The sequence below is a fragment of the Nonomuraea sediminis genome (assembly GCF_018531495.1).
Taxonomy (GTDB): Bacteria; Actinomycetota; Actinomycetes; order Streptosporangiales; family Streptosporangiaceae; genus Nonomuraea; species Nonomuraea sediminis.
On the sequence record NZ_JAHDTI010000016.1, the window covers coordinates 34,987 to 52,753 of the forward strand.

16 protein-coding genes are annotated in these 17,767 nt (G+C 70.5%); 4 read left to right on the top strand and 12 right to left on the bottom strand.

What is annotated here, in order from left to right; genetic code table 11:
* Nucleotides 1-9: 9 nt before the first annotated feature.
* Nucleotides 10-1,194, bottom strand: coding sequence for a serine hydrolase domain-containing protein (locus tag KIK09_RS47185; RefSeq protein WP_214326106.1), 1,185 nt, complete (start codon nt 1,192-1,194; stop codon nt 10-12).
* Nucleotides 1,195-1,281: 87 nt separating this feature from the next.
* Between KIK09_RS47185 and KIK09_RS47190 the strand changes: the two genes are divergently transcribed.
* From KIK09_RS47190 to KIK09_RS47200, 3 genes are all read left to right on the top strand, one after another.
* A complete protein-coding gene (locus tag KIK09_RS47190; RefSeq protein WP_214326107.1) occupies nt 1,282-2,655 on the top strand; it encodes a selenium-binding protein SBP56-related protein in 1,374 nt (457 codons plus the stop codon).
* Nucleotides 2,652-3,266: a hypothetical protein gene (locus tag KIK09_RS47195; protein WP_214326108.1), complete on the top strand. Its 615-nt coding sequence runs from the start codon at nt 2,652-2,654 to the stop codon at nt 3,264-3,266. Before KIK09_RS47190 ends, KIK09_RS47195 begins: the two co-directional genes overlap by 4 nt.
* Nucleotides 3,267-3,405: 139 nt before the next feature.
* A complete protein-coding gene (locus tag KIK09_RS47200; RefSeq protein ID WP_214326109.1) occupies nt 3,406-6,483 on the top strand; it encodes an AfsR/SARP family transcriptional regulator in 3,078 nt (1,025 codons plus the stop codon).
* Here KIK09_RS47200 and KIK09_RS47205 read toward each other — a convergent pair.
* From KIK09_RS47205 to KIK09_RS47225, 5 genes are all read right to left on the bottom strand, one after another.
* Entirely contained in the window at nt 6,456-7,997 is a 1,542-nt protein-coding gene (locus tag KIK09_RS47205) for a CocE/NonD family hydrolase (protein WP_214326110.1), read from the bottom strand. The two genes, KIK09_RS47200 and KIK09_RS47205, sit on opposite strands and share 28 nt — an antisense overlap.
* Complete coding sequence (locus KIK09_RS47210) at nt 7,994-8,743, bottom strand: ABC transporter permease (RefSeq protein WP_214326111.1); 750 nt, start codon at nt 8,741-8,743, stop codon at nt 7,994-7,996. The genes KIK09_RS47205 and KIK09_RS47210 overlap by 4 nt, the downstream gene beginning before the upstream one ends.
* Complete coding sequence (locus tag KIK09_RS47215; RefSeq protein WP_214326112.1) at nt 8,740-9,675, bottom strand: ATP-binding cassette domain-containing protein; 936 nt, start codon at nt 9,673-9,675, stop codon at nt 8,740-8,742. The genes KIK09_RS47210 and KIK09_RS47215 overlap by 4 nt, the downstream gene beginning before the upstream one ends.
* A 48-nt stretch (nt 9,676-9,723) precedes the next feature.
* Nucleotides 9,724-9,981, bottom strand: a complete 258-nt coding sequence (locus KIK09_RS47220; protein ID WP_214326113.1) for a hypothetical protein — start codon at nt 9,979-9,981, stop codon at nt 9,724-9,726.
* Between the two features lie 82 nt (nt 9,982-10,063).
* On the bottom strand, nt 10,064-10,156 hold the full coding sequence (locus KIK09_RS47225; protein WP_214326114.1) for a protein-arginine deiminase domain-containing protein: 93 nt from the start codon (nt 10,154-10,156) through the stop codon (nt 10,064-10,066).
* Between the two features lie 232 nt (nt 10,157-10,388).
* Between KIK09_RS47225 and KIK09_RS47230 the strand changes: the two genes are divergently transcribed.
* Nucleotides 10,389-11,018 carry a VC0807 family protein gene (locus tag KIK09_RS47230; RefSeq protein ID WP_214326115.1) on the top strand — a complete coding sequence of 210 codons (630 nt, stop codon included), beginning with the start codon at nt 10,389-10,391 and terminating at the stop codon, nt 11,016-11,018.
* On the opposite strand, the gene KIK09_RS47235 is transcribed toward KIK09_RS47230, so the two are convergent.
* The 6 genes from KIK09_RS47235 to KIK09_RS47260 form a co-directional block, all read right to left on the bottom strand.
* The gene (locus KIK09_RS47235; protein WP_214326116.1) at nt 10,926-11,864 is read right to left on the bottom strand and encodes a hypothetical protein; all 939 of its coding nucleotides are present in this window, start codon (nt 11,862-11,864) and stop codon (nt 10,926-10,928) included. The genes KIK09_RS47230 and KIK09_RS47235 overlap by 93 nt on opposite strands.
* Before the next feature lie 73 nt (nt 11,865-11,937).
* A complete protein-coding gene (locus KIK09_RS47240; RefSeq protein ID WP_214326117.1) occupies nt 11,938-13,689 on the bottom strand; it encodes a bifunctional metallophosphatase/5'-nucleotidase in 1,752 nt (583 codons plus the stop codon).
* 109 nt (nt 13,690-13,798) lie between these two features.
* Nucleotides 13,799-14,698 (bottom strand): GNAT family N-acetyltransferase, encoded by a 900-nt coding sequence (locus tag KIK09_RS47245; protein ID WP_214326118.1) that lies wholly within the window; start codon nt 14,696-14,698, stop codon nt 13,799-13,801.
* A gap of 3 nt (nt 14,699-14,701) precedes the next feature.
* Complete coding sequence (locus KIK09_RS47250) at nt 14,702-15,577, bottom strand: carbohydrate ABC transporter permease (RefSeq protein ID WP_214326119.1); 876 nt, start codon at nt 15,575-15,577, stop codon at nt 14,702-14,704.
* Nucleotides 15,577-16,446: a carbohydrate ABC transporter permease gene (locus tag KIK09_RS47255; RefSeq protein ID WP_214326120.1), complete on the bottom strand. Its 870-nt coding sequence runs from the start codon at nt 16,444-16,446 to the stop codon at nt 15,577-15,579. The genes KIK09_RS47250 and KIK09_RS47255 overlap by 1 nt, the downstream gene beginning before the upstream one ends.
* Nucleotides 16,443-17,744, bottom strand: a complete 1,302-nt coding sequence (locus KIK09_RS47260; RefSeq protein WP_214326121.1) for an ABC transporter substrate-binding protein — start codon at nt 17,742-17,744, stop codon at nt 16,443-16,445. Before KIK09_RS47260 ends, KIK09_RS47255 begins: the two co-directional genes overlap by 4 nt.
* Between the last annotated feature and the right edge of the window lie 23 nt (nt 17,745-17,767).

The following is a 17,767-nucleotide window of genomic DNA, read 5'->3' on the forward strand; positions in this document are numbered from 1 at the left end:
CACGATATTTCAGGACCGATACCAGATTCCTCCCCCAAGTTGGTCGTACCCGAGTGACCGATATGTCGCATCCACCAGCGCCTGCCCGCGCGGGTTGATGCCCAGCCCCGCACCCTGCTTGTTCATCGTGTAACCGAACGCCAGCCGCGCGGGAGGATCGCAGAATCCGGCCGAGCCCCCCATGCCCGAGTGCCCGAAGGCCGTGGTCGACATCATCGCGCCCTCGCTGTCGGCCGCGGGCAGGTACCGGTTGTCCACCGACCGCATGACGCCGAGCGCGAAGCGGGTCGGCACGAGCAGCACCGCGTCCGTGCCCGCCGAGGCCGTGGTGGACATGATCGTCCGCTGCTCGACCGGCAGCAGGCGCCCTTCGGCCAGCGGCCGGTACATCCCGGCGAGCCCGCGCGCGTTCGTGATCGCGCCGATCGCGCCGTACTCGGCGACGTGCGCCTCGCGCGTGTCGGATTCGGCCATGTACCCGCCGGTGTTGGCGAGCAGCAGCGCCTGCGCCGACCCGGGGTCGGAGAAGGCCCGCAGGTAGAACGAGGGCGGCTCGGCCGGAGGGTCGGCCGGGATCGTGGGCGCCACCCGTCCCTCCTCCGACTCGGGCAGCCCGAGCCAGAACTCAAGCCCGAGCGGCTCGGCCACCTCCTCGCGGAAGAACGTGCCCAGCGACCGCCCGCTGATCCGCCTGATGACCTCGCCCACGAGGAACCCGAAGGTGAGGCCGTGGTAGCCGTGCCTGGTGCCCGGCTCCCAGAACGGCTCCTCCGCCGCGAGGCGCTCGACCATGAGCTTCCAGTCGAAGAAGGCCCCGGGCGGCAGCGGCTCCCGCAGCGCGGGGAGCCCCGCCTGGTGCGCGAGTAAGTGCCTGACCAGCGTGCCGCTCTTGCCCCGCGCGCCGTACTCGGGCCAGTAGCGGGTCACCGGCGCGTCGAGGTCGAGTTCGCCGCGCGCGGCAAGCAGGTGCGCGCAGAGTGCGGTGGCGCCCTTGGTGCAGGACCAGACGTGCCCGAGGGTCTCGCGCCGCCAGGGTTCGCCGGGTGCGGCCTGGCCGCCCCACAGGTCGACGACGACCTCGCCGTCGAGGATCACGCACACCGAGGCGCCCACCTCACCACGGTCGGCGAGGTTCCGCTCGAATTCCTCCGCGACCTGGGAGAACCGGGGATCGCAGGTCCCTTGTGCCGTCATTTCCTGAATTCATCATAAAGGCCCAAGACTGTAAACCTCTTTACAAACCTGTTGACCGAGTAGGTAATCGATGAATATGTGTGAAGCATGACGCTCTGGACTCCGGACCCAACGTTTTATCCCTCTCCAAGGGACGCAGCCGAGGCGCCCGCGGAGAAGCGCGCCTATGTGGTCGCCTTCGACAGACAGGCGCAAAAACCCGACGCCATAGCCGTAGTCGACACCGACACCGGCCAGGTCACGGGGTGGACCGATCTGCCCACCACCGGCAACGAGCTGCACCACTTCGGCTGGAACGCGTGCAGCAGCGCGCTGTGCCCATACGCGCCGCACCCGCACGTCGAGCGCCGCTACCTGGTCGTGCCCGGGATCAGGTCATCCCGTATCCACATCTACGACACCAAGGACCGCGTAAGCCCTGAGCTGGTCAAGGTGATCGAGCCGGAGGAACTGGCCAAGCGGGCCGGGTACTCCCGCCCGCACACCGTGCACTGCGGCCCCGAGGGACTGTACGTCTCGGCGCTGGGCGGGGCCAACGGCGAGGACGGCCCAGGCGGGATCGCGATCCTGGACCACACCTCCTTCGAGGTGCTCGGGCGGTGGGAGATGGACCGCGGGCCGCAGTACCTCGCCTACGACTTCTGGTGGCACCTCAACTACGACGTGCTGGTCAGCTCCGAATGGGGCACGCCGTCGATGATCGAGGACGGGCTGGTCGGCGAGCTGCTGCTGGGCCGTAAGTACGGCCACAAGCTGCACTTCTGGGACCTGCGCAAGCGCCGCCACGTCCAGGAGGTGGACCTGGGCGACCAGCACCAGATGACCCTGGAGCTGCGGCCCGCGCACGACCCGACCAAGCAGTACGGCTTCGTCGGCGTGGTCGTCAGCGTGGAGGACCTGTCGGCGTCGGTGTGGCTGTGGTTCCGCGAGGACGACCGCTGGCAGGCCCGCAAGGTCATCACGATCCCCGCGGAGCCGGCCGATCCCGCGGACCTGCCGCCGATCCTGCAACCCTTCGGCGCCGTGCCGCCGCTGGTGACCGACATCGACCTGTCCGTGGACGACCAGCGGCTGTACGTCTCCTGCTGGGGCACGGGCGAGCTCAAACAGTACGACGTCTCGGACCCGTACAAGCCGGTGGAGATCGGCAGCCTCCGCATAGGCGGCATTGTCGGGAAAAATGCGCATCCGTCGCTGGATCAGCCTCTCAGCGGCGGCCCGCAGATGGTCGAGGTGAGCCGCGACGGCAAGCGGGTCTACTTCACCAACTCGCTCTACGGCGCGTGGGACGACCAGTTCTACCCGGAGGGGGTGGGCGCCTGGCTGGCCAGGGTAGACGCCGACGGCTTCACCTTCGACAAGAACTTCTTCCCGCACGGCGACGACTTCCGCGGCCTGCGCCTGCACCAGGTGCGCCTGCAGGGCGGGGACGCCTCCTCTGACTCCTACTGCTACCCGTGACGATCGCGGCCGTCCTGCTCCTCGGCGCCTTCCACGGCCTGAACCCGGCCATGGGCTGGCTCTTCGCCGTGGCCCGCGGCCTGCAGGAACGCAGCCGCGACCTGCTGCTGCAGTCGATCCCGGTGATCGCGCTCGGCCATCTCGCCTCGGTGGCCGCGGTGGCGCTCGTGGTCAGCGCCACCGGCTCGCTGGTCACCGGGAGCGTGCTGTCGATCGGCGGCGGCGTGGTGCTGGTCGGGTTCGGCCTGTGGCGGCTGCTGTCCAAGCGGCACTTCCGCTGGGTGGGCATGCGGCTGACGCTGCCGCAGCTGGCCGCGTGGTCGTTCCTGATGTCCTCGGCGCACGGCGCCGGGCTCATGCTGCTGCCCGTCTTCACCAGCCAGAGCGTCGCGGGTCACCATCACATGCTGACCGGCGGCCTGGCCGTGGCGGCACTGCACACGCTGGCGATGTTCGTGGTCGCGGGCACGATCGCCCTGGTCGTCTACGAGGTGGTCGGGCTGAAGATCCTGCGCAGGGCCTGGTTCAACCTGGACAGGATGTGGGCGGTGGCCCTGGTGTGCGCGGGTGCGATCACTCTCACGATGGGTCTTTACCCAAATTCCCCATAGGTTTACTATGAAATAGGACCTGCTGGCGCCGGGGCTGGCGGCGCTGATCTTCAGCGGGTCCGTGGTGGAGTACGGCTCGCGCGGCTAGGGGTGGCCGCGCGAGCCCTACCACCCCCGCCGGCACGGCAGGATGAGACGTGTGCGGATATCCATGCTCGGGGCGCTGGAGGTCGAGGGCGAGGCAGGCCCGGTGGCCGTCGGCGGGTTCCGCGTGCGGACGCTGCTCGCCCTGCTCGCGCTCGAGGCCGGCCGCACCGTCACCGCCGAGCGCCTGATCGACGCGCTGTGGCCGGGCGACCCGCCCGCCAACGCGGCCAACGCCCTGCAGACCCTGGTCAGACGGCTGCGCGCGGCGCTGCGGCCGGCCGAGGCGGTGCAGAGCCGCCCCGGGGGGTACGTGCTGGCGATCCCGGACGACGACGTCGACGCGCTCCGGTTCGGGCGCCTGGCCAGGCAGGATCCCGAGGCGGCGCTGGCGCTGTGGCGCGGGCCCGCGCTGGCCGGGCTCACCTCCGTGCCGCACCTGGCCAACGTGGCCGCCTCCCTGGAGGACGAGCGCCTGTCCGCCGTCGAGTCGCTGCTCCTGCGAGGCAGCACGGCCGGCCTCGACCTGCTGGCGGAGGTGGCCGCCAATCCGCTGCGCGAGCGCCTGGCCGCCCTGGCCATGCGCGCGCTGGCCGCCGACGGCCGACAGGCAGACGCGCTGGCGCTCTTCGAGCGGACCCGCGCCAGGCTCGCCGACGAGCTGGGCGTCGATCCGGGCCCCGACCTGCGCGCCGCCCACCTGTCGGTCCTGGCGGGCGAGTCCGCCCACCACGATCCGGTACGGCAGGCCGTACCGGAGGGCAACGGCGCGCTGCCGAGGAGCAACCTGCGCAGGCCGCTGACCAGCTTCATCGGCAGGGAGGACGAGCTGTCCCAGCTCACCGGCCTGCTCGGCGAGGCCAGGATGGTGACGATCGTCGGACCCGGCGGCGCGGGCAAGACCCGCCTGGCCACCGAGGCGGCGCTGCGCATGACGCCCGGCTGGATCGTCGAGCTGGCACCGGTCACCGACCCCGACGGCGTGCCCGCCGCGGTGCTTGACGCGCTCGGCCTGCGCGAATCGGCACCCAGCCTCCACCCGGACTCCACCTGGCGCCCCGACGGCCCGTCGGCCCGGGTGGCGGAAGCGCTCGGCCAGCACCGTGCGGTCATCGTGCTGGACAACTGCGAGCACCTGATCGGCGCGGTCGCCACGCTGGCAGAGTCGCTGCTGACCGACTGTCCGGGCCTGCGCGTGCTGGCCACGAGCAGGGAACCGCTGAACGTGCCCGGCGAGCGGCTCGCCCCGATCCCGTCGCTCGAGCTGCCGCCGGTGGGCGGGCCGCCCGAGCTGGCCGCCGGATTCCCGGCGGTGCGGCTGCTGCTCGACCGGGCGACGAACTTCGCGCTCGACGCCGGGAACACCGACGCCGTGGTGTCGCTGTGCCGCAGGCTCGACGGGATGCCGCTGGCGATCGAGCTGGCCGCCGCCCGGCTGCGCACGATGACGGCCAGGCAGCTCGCCGACCGGCTCGACGACCGGTTCCGGCTGCTCACGGGCGGCAGCAGGACGGCGTTGCCACGCCAGCAGACGCTGCGCGCGGTGGTCGAGTGGAGCTGGGACCTGCTTGACGGGCAGGAGCGGACGCTGGCACGGCGCCTGGCGGTCTTCGCGGGCGGCGCCGTGCTCGAGTCGGTGGAGGCGGTGTGCGACGCCACGCCCGACGTGCTCGGCGCGCTGGTCGACAAGTCGCTGGTCCAGGTCTCGGCGGCGGGCCGCTACACGATGCTGGAGACGATCCGCGCCTACGCGCTCGAGCGGCTGGCGGAGTCGGGCGAGGAGGCGGACTTCCGGCGCCGCCACGCCGTAGACCTGATGGAGCTGGCCGAGCGCGCGGTGCCCGAGCTGCGGACGGCGGCGCAGCTGGAGCACATGGAGCGGCTGACGGCCGAGCGCGACAACTGGGCGGCGGCGCTGCACTGGGCGCACGAAACGGGCGACGTCGAGATCATGCTGCGGCTGTGCGCGGCGCTGACCTGGTTCTGGTGGATGGGCGGCTACCACCAGGAGTCGGCGGCGTGGGCCACCAAGGCGATGGAGCTGGCAGGCAACCGGCCGCCGGAGGGCCTGGTGCGGGCGTACGCGGCGTGCCGGTTCGCCTACGGGATCAGCCTGTTCGGCGAGCTGATCAGCGACAAGGGCGCCATGGAGCGGCTGTGGACAGAGATGGAGGAGCTGATCGACGCGGCCGAGCGGGAGGGGCCCGTGCACCCGCTGCTGCTCATCAGCCAGCTCGTGATGGCCGCGGCTTCGCAGCAGAACGAGTACGCCGCCGAGCTGACCCGCCGCTACGCCGAGTCCGACGACCTGTGGCTGGCGGCGTGCGCGAGGATGATCGGCCCGCCGGGCGGGCACAGCGAGGAGAACCTGGAGCAGGCCGCGGCCATCTTCAGGAAGCTGGGCGACCGGTGGGGGCTGAGCGAGGCGCTGCTCGGGCTGGCTCTCAGGCGGGCGGCCAGGGGGGCGCCCACCGACGATCTGATCGCGGAGGCCGGGTCGCTGACGTTCGAGTGGGTCAGCCCGATGGAGCGGATCTCGACGCTGACCCGGCTGGCCTCGCTGCGCGTCCAGGCCGGCGACCTGGAGGGCGCCGCGGCCGACCTGGCCAGGTGCCGGTCGATGGCCGACGCCGACACGCCCGTGTTCGCGCTGATCCAGCTGGGGCTGGCCGAGTGCGGGCTGGCCTCGGCGCGGGGCGACCTGGCCGGCGCCCGGGCCGGGTTCGAGGAGATGATCACGCTGCTGGTGGACGCGCCGCCGGTGCCGCAGTTCGTGGCCGCGGTGCACGAAGGGTACGGGCGGGTCCTGGCCGAGCTCGGCGACGTCGGACCGGCGCTCGAACAGCACGGGATCGCTCTGGGCAAGCTGGGCGACAACCCCGACCTGCCGATGCTGTCCACCGTGCTGGCCGGGTTCGCGCTGGCCGAGCAGGCCGCCGGCGACGCCGAGCGGGCGGCCGTGCTGTTCGGCGCGTCCGCCGCCGCCGAGCCCGCCGACCAGGCGCCCGGCACCCTCGCCGGGGCGGAGTCGGCCCGGCAGTCCCTGGGCTCCGAGCGGTTCGAGCTGCTGCACGGCCGGGGCCGCGCGATGACCCGTGCGGAGGTCTACGAGCTGATCGGCAGCACCAGGTAGGACGGCGCGTGGAGCGTGGTGGTGCCCTTGTCCGGATTCCTGGCGAACCGCGGGAAGTTGGAGCCCGCCACGTCCACCCGGATCCGGTGGCCCGGCAGGAACCGGTTCGCGATCTCGCCGAGCGCCACCCTGACCTCGCCGCCCTCGCCGACCCTGGCGATCCCGTCTATCAGCAGCTCCGCCCGGCCGTCGGGGTGCACGTCGATCAGCTTGGCCGCGAGGTCCGCCGACCTGGCCGAGGTGGAGACGCGCGCGACCAGCTCCACGGGGCCCGCGACCTCGACCGCCTCGGCCAGCGGCTCCGTCTGGTAGCGCAGCACGTCGGTCCGCCCGTCGAGCGGCCGCTGGTCCAGCGGGCCGAACCCGTCGAAGACCATCACCGCGCCGCCGAGCGTGGGCACCGGGTCGCCGGGGTCGCTGACGAACTCCCTGCTGCCGTTCTTCGGCGTGGTGCCGAGAGTCCCGTCCTGCCCGAGGTGGTGGAGCACGCGGCGCACCTCCTGCGGCGGCCAGTGCCGGGCGGTGCGCCACTCGTCGCCGCCCATCACGAAGTACCGGACCCTGTCCTGGTCGCGCATCGGCTCGCCGCGCAGCCAGTGTCCGAACCAGTCGAGGTGGATCCCCGTCCAGTCGATCGCGTCCTGGCTCGCCAGGTCGCCGTAGTCGCGGCCGAAGATCTCCCTGTCGTGGGTGAAGTGCGTCCACGGGCCCAAGATCAGCCGTGACCGGTCGTCGAACCGCTGGAAGTGGGCGATCGTGTCCTCGGCGAAGTAGTCGTACCAGCCGGTACTCATCAGCGCGGGCACGCGGATCCTGTCGTGCTCGACGACCGCCCGCCGCCACAGCTCCGCCCGCGGGTCCGGGTTGTTCATCCATTCGGCGAAGAACGGGGCGAGCTCTGCCAGGAGCGGCTGGTCGCCGATCGGGTCCCGCTCGGCGTGCTCGGGCGACAGCATGACCGCGGTGTAGCTGTCCAGCTCCTCCGGGTCCGCCTCGCCGCGGGCGACGCGGCGCTGCAGCTCGTTCAGGCCGAAGGCGACGTACGCCACGGTCAGCGTCACGTTCAGGTGGGGGATGCCGTGCCGGTAGGCGATCTCGTACAGGCCCGCGGGGGTGACGTGCGGCGCGATGGCGCGCAGGCCTTCCGGCTGCTCCTGGGCGGCGAGCAACTGGGTGATGCCCAGATAGGAGTCCCCGTACATGCCGACGTTCCCGTCGGACCACGGGGCGGTGGCCGCCCAGCGGACAGCGTCGTGGCCGTCCTGCGCCTCGTGGGCGAGGAACTCGAAACGGCCTGCCGAGTCGCCGGTGCCGCGCACGTCCTGGAGTGCCACGGCGTATCCCGCCTCGACCAGGCGGGCCACGTTCAGGTGGAAACCGGCGGCCTGCTCGGCCCTGCCGTACGGGGTCCTGGACAGCAGGACGGGGAAGCGGCCGTGTGCGGCGGGGCGCCACAGCGTGGCGACGAGCTCGACGCCGTCGCGGGTGGTCATGGTCTCGGCAGAGGTGATCACTTGACTCTCCTGTTGTAGGCGCGAAGGGCGAGGGGGGCGAAGACGGCGACGAGGGCGGCTGTCCAGCCGAGCGTGATCCAGGCGTCGACGGCGTACGGGCCGCCCACCATGGCCCCGCGCAGCGCGCCCGCCAGGTGCGAGATGGGGTTGACGCCCATCCACCAGGCCAGCCAGCCGGGCATCTGCGTGGCGGGGATGAAGGCGCTGCTGCCGAACGTGAGCGGCAGGATCACCGCGGTGGCCATGCCCTGCATCGAGGTGACCGACTTGGCCTTCAGCCCGATCCAGGCCGAGCCCCAGCTGAGCGCCATCGCGAACAGCACCAGCAGCCCGATCCCCGCCAGCGCCTGCACCGGATCCGTCTGGATCCGGAATCCGACGACATAACCAATGATCAGCGACGTTGTGATCGTGATCAGCAGGGTCAGCAGGTCGGCCAGGATCCGCCCGGCCAGCGGCGCCATCCTGGCGATCGGCATCGTCCTGAACCGGTCGAAAACGCCGTTGCCGATGTCGGTGGCCAGGTTCATGCCGGTGCCGATCGTGGAGATCAGCGCCACCTGGGTCAGCACGCCGGGCAGCATGTACATGACGGCGCCCTCCCGGTCGCCGCCCGAGCCGCCGAACAGGTACACGAACACCACGATCATGAACACGGGCTGCATCAGCAGGCCGATCAGCTGTCCCGGGCTGTTCTTCAGCGGGATCAGGCTGCGCCAGGCAAGGGTGAGGCTCTGGGTGATCACTTGTCGGCTCCTGTCAGGGTCTTGCTCGTCCCCGTGAGCGTGAGGAACACGTCGTCGAGCGAGGGCAGGCGCAGCGCGTGCTCGGCGAGCACGATCCCGGCCTCGTCCAGCTTCCTGAGTACGGCGGGCGGCACCGCGAGGTCGTGGACAGGAATGGTCAGCAGCCCGTCGTCGGCGGGTTCGACGCCGAGGATCGCGGCGGCCCGCCGGACGTCGTCCTGCCTGAGGGGCTTGACGTCGAGGCGGTGGCCGCCGGCCAGCGCCTTGAGCTCGTCCGGCCTGCCGCTGGCGGCCACCCTGCCGTTGTCGATGACCAGCAGGTCGTCGGCCAGCTGGTCGGCCTCCTCCAGGTACTGGGTGGTCAGCAGCACGGTCACGCCGTCGGCGACCCGTTCCCTGACGACGTCCCACAGCTCGTTGCGCGCGTGCGGGTCCAGTCCGGTGGTCGGCTCGTCGAGGAACAGGATCCGGGGCCGGCTCACCAGACTGACGGCCAGGTCGAGCCTTCTGCGCATGCCGCCCGAGTACGCGCCGGCCTGCTTGGCGGCCGCCTCGGTCAGGGAGAAGCGCTCGAGCAGCTCGGCCGCCCGGCTTCTCGCGGCGGCGCGGGACAGGCCGAGCAGCCGCCCGATCATCACCAGGTTCTGGGTGCCGGTGAGCTTCTCGTCCACCGAGGCGTACTGCCCGGTCAGCCCGATCAGCCGCCGCACCTTGGCGGCCTGCCGGGTCACGTCGAACCCGCCCACCAGGGCGCGGCCCTCGTCAGGGGCGGCCAGCGTCGCCAGGATCCGCACCGCCGTGGTCTTGCCCGCGCCATTCGGCCCCAGGACCCCCAGCACGGTGCCCGCCCGGACCCGCAGGTCGACCCCGTCCAGCGCGGCCTTGTCGCCGTACCGCTTCACAAGCCCTTCGGCTTCGATCGCGTAGGTCATGCCCCCTACGCTCCCGAAGCCGCCTGGCAGTCGCCTGGCAGCGACCTGTCAGGCGGGCCTGGCGCGCAGCTCCTCCAGCGACGAGAACGGCGAGTCGGCCTTGGCGGCCACCGCGGCCGCGCTGAACAGGCGGCCGAGCACGGCCAGGTCGGCGGCGGGGACGGTGCCGCTCAGCTGCGCGACGAGCTCGCCGTTGCCGTTGCCGCACAGCACCTCGACCTCGAGCACACCGTCGCCGGCGGCGGCCGCCGTCAGGTCATAGCGGCCGCGGCTGCTCGACACGTGCAGCTCGAGTGCCTCAGTCATGCGCAGTCCCCTTTCCACGGCCACCAGCGTGGCGTGATGATCAAGCCGGCAGCCGTGAAGGTAGCGCACACCTACGACAAGATCAGCGCCACCAGCGCACGCCGGTGGGGGCCGTGCGCAGGACGTTGGTGGCGCAGTGGATGGAGCCGAAGCGGAGAATGCCTTCGCCAGCCACGGACACCTCACCCTTCGCTGTTGTTTGACCACGGAGTGTATCTGCTTTGACTCGCAAAGATTATGGCTGTCAGGCAGCTCTGTCACCGGCCGGATGATCCGCAAAAGGGAAGAATGTGCAACTTTCACCGCTTGGAGCGCGTCAAAAGGGGCAGTCGCATGTTCGGGTGTCGGGTACGGTAGGCCACCGGTACGTATCCCCGCATGCCTGGTTAGTTGACTGCGGAGCTGTCTTGAACCATCCCCCGATACAACTGCCCCGGCTCGCCGCTCTCGCGCGGCAGGCCGTACCGAAGCTGCTCGAAGGCGTGGTCGCCCCGCTCGCGGTCTTCTACGCGGCGCTCACGGTGCTGGGGCTCAAGGGGGCCCTGGCGGCGGCGGTGGGGTATGTCTATCTGGGGTTGATCTACCGGCTGGTCAGGCGGATCAGGATTCCCGCGACGATGATCCTGGCGGCGATCGCGATCACGGCGCGGGCCGCGGTGGGGTTCTGGACCGGAAGCTGGGTGATCTACTTCATCCAGCCGGAGCTGGGCACGATCTGCATCAGCATGGCGTTCCTGGCCAGCGTCCGGTTCAACAGGCCGCTCGTGCAGAAGCTCACGCTCGACTACATCCACCTGCCGTCGGCGGTGCTCCGGCACGAGCGGGTGCGCAGGTTCTTCGCGCGGATCACGCTGTTGTGGGCGTTCGTGCTGCTGGCCAACTCGACGGTGAGCATCTGGCTGGCGCTGCACGAGTCGCTCGGCACGTTCATGCTGCTGCGGACCTCAGCGGTGGCCGTGATGAGCGGGCTGGCGATCACGTTCTCCATCTTCGCCTTCAAGCGGCTGCTGCACCGCCTGCACATCGCGCACGCCTAGCGCGAACGCGCCCGCCAGGCCCATCACCAGGCCGGTGAGCAGGGCGAACAGCTCCACCAGCCGTGCCGTCGTGCTCGCCGACCCCGAGCCGAACGGCCCGCCGACCGCGCCCACGATCTCGGCGTAGAGGCTGTTGGCGAACATGATCCCCGACCCCAGCCAGGCCACGACGAGCAGCCACCAGTACGGCCGGCCGCCGCGGAAGAGCACCACCAGGCAGACGGCCCCGGCGATGCCGAGCACGCCCTGGACCCCGTCCTGCATCGCGGTCACGAACCGCTCCCCCGACAGCGCCCAGGAGACGCGGGTCCCGCCGACCGCGCAGGCCACCACGAGCGCACCCCAGCCGACGACGTGGTGGAAGGGCTGGATCCGCAGCGAGAGGTTCGGCCACCGGTCGCGGGCGTAGAGGGCGAACGCCACCATGAGCCCGATGCCCTGCCCGATGAATCCGCCGTACACCATCATGTAGATCCACGGCGCGATGGGCCCGCCGCCGGCGAAGATCGCCGAGCCCTCGACGAGGATGCTGATCGGCGCGCTGGCCAGGATGTTGGCCAGCAGCCCGATCCCCACCCACAGCGGCAGCAGCACCAGCCAGCCGGGCAGCCGCATGCCCCAGCGCATGGTGAACCCGAGCGCGAGCACCAGGGCGACGGCGTCCATGCCGAACGTCATGGCGTTCATCCCGAGCATCGTCGAGGAGCCCATCAGCGCCGGGTCGGAGACGCCGATCGAACTGCCCGTCATCCAGAGGATCTTGAGGGTGAGGTAGGGGAGCATGGCGGCGATCGCCACGATCGCCGCCGTGACCCGGCCGATTCCGGCTTTGGGAGGTGTCGTCATGTTCCGAGCGTGCTCCCCGGCGCCCGCGAGACCCTCCCGCCGTCAGGGGAACCTCATCCCCCGTGCGAGGGAGCTAGGACAGCGGCACCGCGCGGTCCAGGGCGGGCGGGGTCACCGTGCCCTGGCGCAGGTACTCCCGCATCGCCTCGTAGTCGCGGTTGCCGCGCACCGCGTCGGTGTACCCGGCGAAGGCGGCGTAGCCGTCGGCGCCGAGCAGCGTGTAGGCCAGTGCGGCGAGCCGGTAGTCCTTGCCGGTGTCGAGCGGCTGCCCGTTGATGATCACATCCGCGGGGTTGATCCTGTCGCCGACGGGCCTGGTCGCGTCGAAGGAGAAGCGGACGTTCTTGGACACGGCCAGCGGCGCGAACTTCACGGTGCCGTTGGCCTGCGTCTGCCACTGCTGCTCCAGGGCCTGCTCGAGCTGCGAGCCCTTGACGGTGACGGTGAGCACCGGGTTGGCGTAGCCCCAGGCCGCCCACGACTCGCCCATGAGCACGGTGCCGTCGCTGTCGGCGGGGTTGGCGCCCTTGGCGAACAGCAGGTCGCCGCGCAGGGAGTTGGAGCCCTTGGCCGGGGCGACGGCCACCATGGCCAGGTCGGCCTGGCCGCCGGGCGTCCGCTGCGAGTCGGCGTACTCCGCGTCCGCCACGGTGTTGCCGAGCGTGCTCTGTCCCGTCGCGTCCCGCGTCCTGGTCAGGTCGCCGGTGATCGTGCCGTACGGCTTGGCGTAGGTCTCGTTCTTCTTGGCGTTCCAGTAGTCGACCAGGTGGACCATGGCCGGGTCGGGGACGACGTCCCGGGTGACGGGGTGGTTCACCGAGGTGGTGGCCGAGCGGATGACGTCGCGGGTGCGCGGGTCGAGCTTCAGGTTGATCTCGTTGATCAGCTTGCCGTGGTAGGCGGCCTCGACGACCGGGCGGGGGTTGCCGTCAGGGTCGGGCACCATGCAGTTGAACGGTGCGTGCCAGTGCCCGGTGACGATCGCGTCGACCTCGGGCGAGACCTGCTTGGCGAAGTCGATGACCGGCCCGCTCGGGTTCACGCAGCGGTCGTACAGGTCGTCCTTGGTCGTGCCGCCCTCGTGGACATTGACGACGATCGCCTTCACGCCGCGCCGCTTGAGCACGTCGACGTAGTGATTCGCGGTCTCCACCAGCGGCAGGTTGTCCAGCGACGGCTGGTAGGAGGTGGAGCCGCCGACCGTGGTCGGGGTGGTCAGGTTGATGAACCCGACGGGGATCCCGCGGAAGTACTTGATCACGTACGGCTTGAGCACCGGGCGCGTCTCGCCCTTCCTGGTGATGTTGGCCGTGGAGATCTCGAAGTCGGCGCCGTGGAAGCGCCGCCCGTCCGAATCGGTGAAGCAGCTGTCGACGCCGATCTCGCCGAAGCACTGCCCCTTGCCCATGTGGTCGCGCAGGAACTCCAGCGACCGGTCGAGCTCGTGGTTGCCCACAGTCGTGAAGTCGAGCTTGATCTTGTTGAGGAACTCGATCGTGGGCTCGTCGGCGTGGAAAGAGACCTCGGTGGGCCAGCCGCTGAAGTTGTCACCGGCGGAGAAGGTGACCGTGTTCTCGTGCCCCTCCCTCAACTTGGCGAGATGGGTCGCGAGGTACGGCGCGCCGCCGACGACGAGGTTCGTGCCCGACGGGTCCTTGATCGTGCCGTCGGCCACGTTGTTCTGCGGGGTGATGTAGCCGTGGAAGTCGGTGATCGACAGCAGTTGGACGTCCACGGGCTCCGGCTTGGCCTGGGCGGCGGGTGAGGCCACCGTGGCCAGAGTGACTCCTAAGGCGACAGTGATCCACTTGCGGGCGGAATGCACACAGACTCCTAAATAGGGGGATATTTCGGGAGGAAAGCCTTGTGGGTCAGCCCTTCGGGCCGGTGAACGCCACCCCGGCGATCAGCCGCCGCGGCATGAACGATCACGGTCAGAAGCCGTCGGCGAGCCAGAACGTGGCCTCTGGCGCGCGGACCAGGGCGTCGATCTCGGCGGCTCCGGCGTGCACGGGTCTGGCCATGCCTTCGTCCCTTCCTGGGCGCAGGGCTCCGAAGGCACGGCGGAGAGCGGGCTCGGTCAGTGGGTCCCTGGGGCAGCGGATCGTGACCGGGCGGCCGCCGGCCAGCGACGCGGCGTGCCGGGCCAGCGCCCAGGCGGCCTCCTCGTCGAGGACCGCCAGTTCGGTCAGCTCCAGCCGTTCGCCGCGGTCGGCCAGCGCGACGTAGCCGCGGTCGGCGTAGGCGAACAGCCGGGCGGGCGGGCCCAGGCGGCGGCCGACGCCGCGGGTCCAGTCCACCGGGCCGCGCACCGCGGTCAGCGGCCGGTGGGCGTTGAAGGCCGCGTGGATCGGCGCCAGGGTCCGCCACCGCACGATCGGAACCGGGCGCACCCCGTCGGCGGGTGGCGCCGGGTGGGGCGGCTCCGCCGTACGCTCGCGCAGCGGGAACGTGCGCCAGCCCAGCGAGGTGTAGACCTGCGGGCTGCCGGTGAACAGCAACGACCAGGCGCACCCGTCACGGGCCATCGCCTCCAGGGCCAGTTCGAGCAGCCGTCGCGCGTGTCCGCGCCGGCGCGCGTCCGTACGGGTGGCGACCGCGCCCACGCCGCCCACCCGCACCGGCGCCCCGGAGGAGGAGCGCAGCAGGCGGGGGACGTAGAGGACCACGGCGAGCACGCCCGAGGGGTCGGCGGCCACGAACGTGCGCGAGTCACGTTCCGGCACCGCCTCCCAGTCGGCGCGCACCGCCTCGAGCGCGCCGGGGAAGGACTCGGCCCAGACGGAAAGGATGCCGGATTCGTCGGACGGGACCGCGGTTCTGTAGTCGGCCATGGCTCAGCCCTTGATCGCGGAGAAGGACATGGTGGCCACGAAGTGGCGCTGGGCGAACAGGAAGCCGAGCGCCATCGGCAGGGTCGCCACCACGTTGCCGGCCATGAGCAGCGACCAGTCGGTGCGGTGGGTGCCGGAGAACTGGGCGATGCCCAGTTGCAGCGTGTACCAGGCCGGGTTGTTGATCCCGATGAGCGGCCAGATCAGGTCGTTCCACGAACCGAGCAGCGCGAACACGGCGAGCGTGGCCAGCGCGGGCCTGGCCGACGGCAGCACGACCCGGACGAACGCCCGTACCCGCCCGCAGCCGTCGATCATCGCGGCCTCCTCCAGCTCGGCGGGAAGCGAGAGGAAGAACTGCCGCATCAGGAAGATCCCGAACACCGAGCACAGCCACGGGACGATGGCCGCGCCCAGCGTGTTGGCGATCCCGACGCGGGAGAACATGATGAAGGCCGGGATCATCAGCAGCTGGACCGGGATCATGATCGTGCCGAGCAGCAGCATGAACGACACGCCGCGCCCGGGGAACCTCAGCCTGGCGAAGCCGTACCCGGCCAGCGAGCAGAGCACGAGCTGCCCGACCAGCGCGCAGCCCACCACGATCAGCGAGTTGCGCACCCAGATGAGCACGGGCTGCTCGGAGAAGAGCCTGACGTATCCGTCGAGGTGGATCCCGTCGGGCAGGAACGGCGGCGGGTACCGCTGGATCTGCCCGGGCGACATCAGCGAGGTCAGCACCATCCACACCAGCGGCAGCACGAAGACCAGCGCGGTCGGCATGAGCAGCAGGTGCCACGGGCTGAACGGCAGCCGCCACTTCGTCTTCGTGGCCGCGGGGACCGTCACGACGGCGGACCTGGTCCGCACGGCGGTCATCAGAACGCCTCCCTGCGCCGGCGCGAGTAGACCACGATGGCCAGCGTCACCAGGAACGTCCCGGCGAACAGCCCGTAGGCCAGCGCCGAGCCGTACCCGTAGCGCAGCCGCTCGAAGGCGACGCGGTAGATGTAGTAGACGATCGTGGTCGTGGAGTCGGCGGGCTGCCCCTTGGTCGTGACGAAGACCAGGTCGAACAGCTGAAGCGACTGGATCGTCTGCCACACGGCCACGAAGACCGTCACCGGCGCCAGGTGCGGCACCACGACGCTGCGGAAGGCCCGCCAGCGCCCGGCGCCGTCGATCATGGCCGCCTCGGTCAGCGACTTCGGCACGTCCTGCAGCGCCGCCAGGTAGATCACGACGTTGAAGGCGGCCGAGCTCCACAGGCCGACCGCGCACAGCACGATCATGGCCTGCGAGGGGCTCTCCATGAACTGCTGCTGCGGCAGTCCGAGCAACCGCAGCACGTTGTTGGCACCGCCGAAGGCGGGATCGAAGACATAGTCGGCCAGGATCCCCTGCGCGGCCGTGGAGGCGACGAACGGGATGAAGACGCACGTCCGGTAGAAGCCGATGAAGCGGATCTTCCTGTTCAGCGCCACCGCGAGCAGCAGCCCGATGACGATCGACCCCGGCACGTAGAGCACGGTGTAGAACAGCGTGTGCCGCACGGCCGCCCACACCGACGGGTCGTTGATCATCTTTTCGTAGTTGCGCCATCCGACGTCGGTGGCCGGGGTGATGTTGTCGGTCTTCTGGCGGGAGATGAGGAACGCCCAGGCCGCGGGGAACAGGTGCATCGCGGCGATCACCAGCAACCCCGGCAGGACGAACCCCCACCCGATGAGCCCTTTCCTGAACATCATTCGTCCAGCGCGGAGGTGGCCTTCTGCGCGGCCTCGGTCAGCGCCTGCTTCGGGTCCGCGCCCTGCACCAGCACCTTGATCAGCCCGTTGGCCGCCTCCTGGGAGACCTCGGTGTAGCTGCCGATGGACGGGCGCAGGTTCCTGGCGTTCTTCAGGTTGTCGAAATAGACCTGCAGCGTCGGGTCGTCCTGCAGCCGCTGCTTGAACGCCGCGGTCTCGCCTTCGGAGACACGCAGCGGCAGCGACCCGGCGATCGCGCTGAAGCGCGAGTCCTGCTCGGGCTCGGTCACCCACTTGACGAACTCGTAGGCCCAGTGGGCCCGAGCGGGGTCCTGGTGGTCGAGCAGGGCCCAGAAGTCGGGCCCGGCGATGGTCTGGTGGTCGCCGTTGACGCCCGGCAGGAACGACACGCCGATGTCGATCCCCGCCTTCTTGCTCGGGTTGCTCGACCAGGGGCCGGTGAGGAACATCGCGATGTTGCCCGAGTTGAACAGGGGCTGGATCTTGGTGGCGGTCTGGTCGAGGTAGACGCTCTTGTCCGTGACGGCCATCGTCTTCAGGATCGTGGCCGCCTGCACGGCGGCGTCGGAGTCGAAGGTGGCCTTGGTGGCCTCCGCGTCGAGGATGTCGCCGCCGTGCTGCCACAGCAGCGGCCAGAACGGGTACACCGTGCCCTCGCCGCCGTCGACCGGCCAGGCCGTGCCGTACTGCTTCTTGGCCGGATCGGTGAGCTTCCTGGCGGCGTCGGCGAACTGCTCCCAGGTCCAGTCGTTGGTCGGGTAGGCCACCTTGGCCCGGTCGAACAGCTTCTTGTTGTAGAGGATGCCGATGTCGTCGATCAGGGCGGGGAAGCCGATGACCTTGCCCTTGATCGTGACCGTCTTCTGGGCGGCCTGTGGGATGTCGTCCCACTTCACGTCGGGCTGCCGGACCTTGTCGGTGATGTCCAGCGCCTTGCCGCTGGCGGCGAGCTTGGTGGCCCACGCGCCGAAGGCGTAGGAGATGTCCGGGTAGTCGCCGGCCGCGAAGCCCGCGCTCAGCTTCTCCAGCAGCTTGTCGGTGCTGGGCGCGCCGGAGGAGGTGGTGATCGTCACGTTCGGGTGCTTGGCGTGGAACTCGGCCGCGAGCCCCTCGAGCAGCTTCTCGCCGTCCTCGATCTGGCCGGTCCACCAGGTGAGCGTGACGGGCTTGGCGGGGTCGAAGGAGCCCGTCGCCTTCGGCGGACCGCTCTGGCCGCCGTCGGAGCACCCGGCGACCAGCGCCGCCGTGAGCAGGGCGAGTAACGGTAACTTTCTCATGGTGCCCTCCTGAGGTTGGCCAT

Bases quoted from the DNA above. Each gene is read 5' to 3' on its own strand.
- KIK09_RS47215 (WP_214326112.1), bottom strand. From the start codon at position 9,675: ATGACCTACGCGATCGAAGCCGAAGGGCTTGTGAAGCGGTACGGCGAC.
- KIK09_RS47250 (WP_214326119.1), bottom strand. From the start codon at position 15,577: ATGACCGCCGTGCGGACCAGGTCCGCCGTCGTGACGGTCCCCGCGGCC.
- KIK09_RS47185 (WP_214326106.1), bottom strand. From the start codon at position 1,194: ATGACGGCACAAGGGACCTGCGATCCCCGGTTCTCCCAGGTCGCGGAG.
- KIK09_RS47190 (WP_214326107.1), top strand. From the start codon at position 1,282: ATGACGCTCTGGACTCCGGACCCAACGTTTTATCCCTCTCCAAGGGAC.
- KIK09_RS47235 (WP_214326116.1), bottom strand. From the start codon at position 11,864: ATGACGACACCTCCCAAAGCCGGAATCGGCCGGGTCACGGCGGCGATC.
- KIK09_RS47260 (WP_214326121.1), bottom strand. From the start codon at position 17,744: ATGAGAAAGTTACCGTTACTCGCCCTGCTCACGGCGGCGCTGGTCGCC.
- KIK09_RS47255 (WP_214326120.1), bottom strand. From the start codon at position 16,446: ATGATGTTCAGGAAAGGGCTCATCGGGTGGGGGTTCGTCCTGCCGGGG.
- KIK09_RS47220 (WP_214326113.1), bottom strand. From the start codon at position 9,981: ATGACTGAGGCACTCGAGCTGCACGTGTCGAGCAGCCGCGGCCGCTAT.
- KIK09_RS47245 (WP_214326118.1), bottom strand. From the start codon at position 14,698: ATGGCCGACTACAGAACCGCGGTCCCGTCCGACGAATCCGGCATCCTT.